We start from the raw sequence: 5,023 nt of genomic DNA on the forward strand, positions 1-5,023 counted from the left end.
ACTTTAACTCATTAGTGATTTGGTCAAATGCTACTTGCCACTCGAAAACAGATTTTGCAGTACTTGTTTGTTGATGCTCAGGGACAGTTTTACGCGATATACAATGGACTGCGTGTGTCTAGCGTGTTTCAACCGATCTTCGATAAACATTTAAATGTTGTCGGCGTCGAAGCGCTGGCAAGAATCCACACGCTGACTGGCGAGTGCATGATGCCAGACACGATTTTTCTTGGCGAAGAAACCAACACGGAAGACAAAATCAATCTGGAATGCCTTTCTCGTGTCGTGCACATTCGCAACTATAGCCTCTCGACGTATAGAAATGTCGCCCTGTTTATTAATATGCTTCCCGCAGCCAGCGAGCGATATGCGTATACCGACATTGAGTGCACTCTTCTGGCTAAGCGGCTAAAAGAACTCCAAATCGATGCCAGCAACATTGTGATGGAAATCATCGAAGCAAAATCTGAATCGGACGATCTGCTACAAAACGCCCTTCAGCGTATGCATGAGTATGGATTTAATATTGCAATCGACGATTACGGCGTCGAAGAGTCCAACGAGTATCGACTCAATCTGTTAAACCCACAGATCGTTAAGCTAGATCGCAGCCTGATGCAAGATTACGTGAACGGAACACAATCTCCATTGTTAAACGCGTTGACCACCATCCGCAATAAAGGCGCGAAGATCGTGGTAGAGGGCATTGAAACAGAAGCGCAGTTCAACGCCATGCGAGGCCTGAATATCGACATGTTGCAAGGCTACTACCTGGCTGAACCACAAGCCATCGTTCAAGGGCTCCAGCACGTCGGTTAATAATATCTAAATAGTAAAAACGCCTGTTTTACTCTGCCTCTTCGTTCAGTCTGGGCGTTGTGTCATTTTGATCAACTTAGCACTTTTTTATTGACACTTAAATCATCATTAACATTTCCCCTACCTCATTGAATCATCTTCACTTCTGAGTGTTAACACATTGGTTAATTTCTTGTTTTAGATCATGACAAGTTTAAGTAGCTCTCGTGCTACAAAACGCTTTTCTGTACATTTCGAGTCACAGTTTGAAACATTTTATTTATCATTTTCAGAATCTAACGGAGATATCTATGCTGGAGCTCTTGATTGGATTAGTAGTGACTGTGGCTGTCGGCTACTTCATCGTGAAAGGCTATAAGCCTGCCGGTGTCCTGCTAACCGCTGGTGTATTACTGCTTATTCTTACCGGAATTATCGGCCATACCGTTTTACCTGACTCCATTCAGTCTACGGGCAACATGCTGACCGATTCACTGGAGTACGTGAAATATATGCTCCAATACCGTGGTGGCGGTTTAGGCATGCAGATCATGTTACTGTGCGGTTTCGCGTCTTACATGACCCATATTGGCGCCAACAACGTGGTGGTGAAGCAGTTTTCGAAACCATTGTCGGTCATCAAATCCCCATATATCCTGCTTGTTGCTGCCTATATCGTGGCTTGTTTAATGTCCCTGGCCGTCAGCTCTGCGACGGGGCTCGGTGTGCTTTTGATGGCGACTCTGTTCCCAATGATGACTGCAATGGGCATTTCCCGTCCTGCGGCTGTTGCCGTGTGCGCCTCACCGGCGGCAATCATCTTATCGCCGACATCAGGTGATGTAGTTATCGCAGCGGAAAAATCCGGTCTGGCTCTACATGTTTTTGCCGTGGAAACCGTATTGCCTGTCTCCATTTGCGCCATCATCGTGATGGCTATTGCGGCGTTCTTTTGGAACCAGTATCTGGACAAAAAAGACAATTCACCAATGGAGCGCATTGATGTCTCTGAAATTGAAGTCAATGCACCAGCCTACTATGCGGCTCTGCCTTTTCTTCCTATTATTGGCGTGTTCGTCTTTAATGGGGAGACCATCAAAGGCCTCTATCTTGACATCTATACCATCGTCGTTTTGTCGATTTTCAGTGGTGCGTTAGTCGACTTTGTCACCAAACGTTTTGATGGACAAAAAACCCTCGACGACCTGGAATCTTGCTATCAGGGTATGGCGGATGCCTTCAAAGGTGTGGTCATGCTGTTAGTAGCTGCCGGGGTGTTTGCACAAGGCCTGATGTCTATCGGAGCTATTGACAACTTGCTTCATCTGGCAGAAACCGCCGGCGCTGGTGGAGTGGCTCTGATGCTGATCCTCACAGCCCTGACGGTGGCCGCAGCCATCGCCACTGGATCGGGTAATGCTCCTTTTTACGCATTTGTCGAACTGGCACCATCGCTGGCGGCCAAAATGGGCCTGAACCCTGCTTTTTTGATTATTCCAATGCTGCAAGCTTCGAATCTGGGCCGAACCATTTCTCCCGTGTCCGGTGTTGTGGTTGCCACGTCCGGTATGGGTCAAGTCAGCCCGTTTGAGGTCGTGAAACGTACTTCTGTACCAGTATTGTGCGGACTGGCCACTGTGATTATCGGTACTATGGTTCTCGTACCGATGTACGTCTAAATCACGTAACAACAAACAAAAAAACAAAGGCGCTCATTGAGCGCCTTTTCTGTTTCTATCCGATGTTTACTTCACGTCACCATAACGTTCCAGATACAGTACCGTCGCCGCAGTACGAGAAGGAACCCGTAGCTTTTTGAGCAAACTCTTCATGTGTACTTTCACGGTCGATTCCGATATGAAAAGGCGATCTGCAATTTGTTTATTTCGGTATCCACGTGCGACTTCTTGCAGGATCTGAGTCTCACGCTCGGTCAACGAGTCAAAAATATCTTCGCGGCCTTCGCTGTCACTCAGGTATCTGGCAACTTCCTGACTGTAGGCTTTATCGCCCCCAACCGCCTGTATAAGCAGTTCAATCAGTTCATCGGGCTCGGTGTCTTTGAGTAAATAGCCATCTGCTCCGGCTTTAACCAGAGCTTCAATATCCGCGGGACTGTCAGAGACCGTCAGGATCACGATACTCGCATCAGAGCCATCCGCTCTGAGCGCTTTAAGCGTATCCAGGCCAGACATCCCTTTCATATTAAGGTCAAGCAATATCAACTCAGGTTCAACCTCATGAGCCAGTGCAATTGCATCCGCCCCGTTACTGGCTTCAGCCACGACACTGAAGTCGTCTTCAAATTCGAGTAATTGTTTGATCCCACGACGCATCAGCGGGTGATCATCAACCAACATTACGTTACACACTGTCAAACTTTGCTTCCTTTGAACGTTGATAAGTTAATACGACTTCACAACCCTGATCTGGCGAAGAGTGGACTTTCAGCTCACCATTAAGCCGGTTCGCACGCTCTTGCATGATGCTCATGCCGTAGTGGTTAATTTTTTCATTGTGCTCGCTCATGCCAACACCGTCATCTTTCACTGATACCGTGACAACGTCACCCAACGCTGAACACCTCACCTGAATGCAGGAGGCATTCGCATGTTTAATGGCATTGATTGTGGCTTCACGAATCAGTTGTAGAAGGTGCACCTGATGGTGTACATCCAAATCGACCGAAGACAGTTCATTCGTCAGTTGGATCTGAGCGCTGGTCTGTTCGTTTAACTGCTCAAGCATCTCTTGCAATGCCTGGCCGAATGTACCTTCTTTTATAGTCAGGCGAAACGTCGTTAAGAGCTCGCGGAGCTGGGTATACGCAGAAGACAAACCGGTATCTAACTCGCCGATAACCAGCGTTGTTTTCGGCGTAAATTCGCTGTACGGCAGTTTGTTGATCACTTTTTTCAGTAGAGCAACCTGGATTTTGAGATACGACAATGATTGCGCCAGAGAGTCGTGTAACTCCCTTGCAATCGTCGCCCGCTCTTCCATTAGCAACAGCTGTTCGGCCTGACGCTGTGCGTGATTGTAATACACCGCGCGGGATAAGATCTGGACGAAGTTATCAATCAACGCTTTGTCCGGACAGGGCAGCCCGTATTCCCATTGCAAGGTTCCTAAATGATGTTCGTCTAAAGACAACGCCTTCTGCTCGACGTTCTCACCATAAAAAGCGCCTTCTTCCAGGATCAGATTTTTCTCTCCGGGTTCTTCAATTTCAATTCTGACCCCGGTGATACCTTCAATGCTGACAATATGACGCAATATTGCCTGGAAGTTGTCGACGCTGATGCGTGCCGCCGTCAATTCTTGTGATGAGTTGTACAATACTTTCAGAGACTGGTTGGCGTGTTGTAACTTGTGCGTTTTCTCATTCACCGCTTGCTCGAGGCCACGGTATAACTTACCCAGCTCTGCGGCCATTCGGTTAAACGTTCGAGCCAGAATGCCCATTTCATTACTGCTCGATTCATCCAGCGAAACATCAAACGAACGTGATTGGATCTGTTCACTGGCCGCGACCAATGATTTCAACGGGCTCACTATTTCACTGCGGATGAAATCAACAACAAAAATACTGACCAACAAAACTGCCCCTAATCCAAGGCCACCCACCCAAGCCAGATTGATCAGCTTTTGCTCTGAATATTCTTGAAGTTTGAAGACAAAAGCGTCGATCTGAGTGACAAAACCCGCAACCAGAACAAGATACTGATCCCGGCCATCGCCATCCAGTACAGCTTTCAACTCGTGCCAACGAACGATCAGTCGATAATAATCCTGAGTGATGTCGTCGGGAACATACCACTTCTGTAAGGCTTTCATCGAACTGGAATAGATCGAACGCTCGAATTGGAAAATATGGTACTGATAGTTATCAGATTGACTCTGTATATCATGAGCCAGACGATAACTTTGCATTCGCATAGAGCCGGCCACGTTCACCGCTTCGGCATCATTCAGGCTCGAGGCCAAGGTAATAATTGCAAAGCTGGTTGTCGCAACGGACAGCAGCAGAATCAACAGCATGGCCTTTGCTATAGTACTGGTTACCGACTTTTGTACTTGACCTCTCAAGCCACACCTCTATTCCACGAAAACTTCGACTTATTATTTACCATATTCCTAAGTAAATATGGGCACAATATGTGATCACTCTCTCCGGAATTTATTGATCCAAAACAACATTGCATCCCAATTCCCTCTTAGGGGG

Annotated in this window: 4 protein-coding genes; 2 read left to right on the top strand and 2 right to left on the bottom strand. The window is 47.2% G+C overall.

Translation table 11 applies throughout. The annotated features are described in order from the left end of the window. The first annotated feature begins 27 nt into the window (after positions 1-27). Positions 28-819, top strand: a complete 792-nt coding sequence (locus CAG65_RS13805) for an EAL domain-containing protein (RefSeq protein WP_021705307.1) — start codon at positions 28-30, stop codon at positions 817-819. Between the two features lie 290 nt (positions 820-1,109). Then, positions 1,110-2,477: an anaerobic C4-dicarboxylate transporter DcuC gene (dcuC, locus tag CAG65_RS13810; protein ID WP_161454018.1), complete on the top strand. Its 1,368-nt coding sequence runs from the start codon at positions 1,110-1,112 to the stop codon at positions 2,475-2,477. A 66-nt stretch (positions 2,478-2,543) separates the two neighbouring features. Here dcuC and CAG65_RS13815 read toward each other — a convergent pair whose 3' ends face one another. Both CAG65_RS13815 and narQ read right to left on the bottom strand, forming a co-directional pair. Next, complete coding sequence (locus CAG65_RS13815; protein ID WP_021705309.1) at positions 2,544-3,176, bottom strand: response regulator; 633 nt, start codon at positions 3,174-3,176, stop codon at positions 2,544-2,546. Next, complete coding sequence (narQ, locus tag CAG65_RS13820) at positions 3,163-4,887, bottom strand: nitrate/nitrite two-component system sensor histidine kinase NarQ (RefSeq protein WP_161454019.1); 1,725 nt, start codon at positions 4,885-4,887, stop codon at positions 3,163-3,165. The genes CAG65_RS13815 and narQ overlap by 14 nt, the downstream gene beginning before the upstream one ends. Positions 4,888-5,023: the final 136 nt, after the last annotated feature.

Origin of the sequence: Vibrio sp. V39_P1S14PM300, from assembly GCF_009904765.1 — a bacterium.
Classification (GTDB): Bacteria; Pseudomonadota; Gammaproteobacteria; order Enterobacterales; family Vibrionaceae; genus Vibrio; species Vibrio proteolyticus.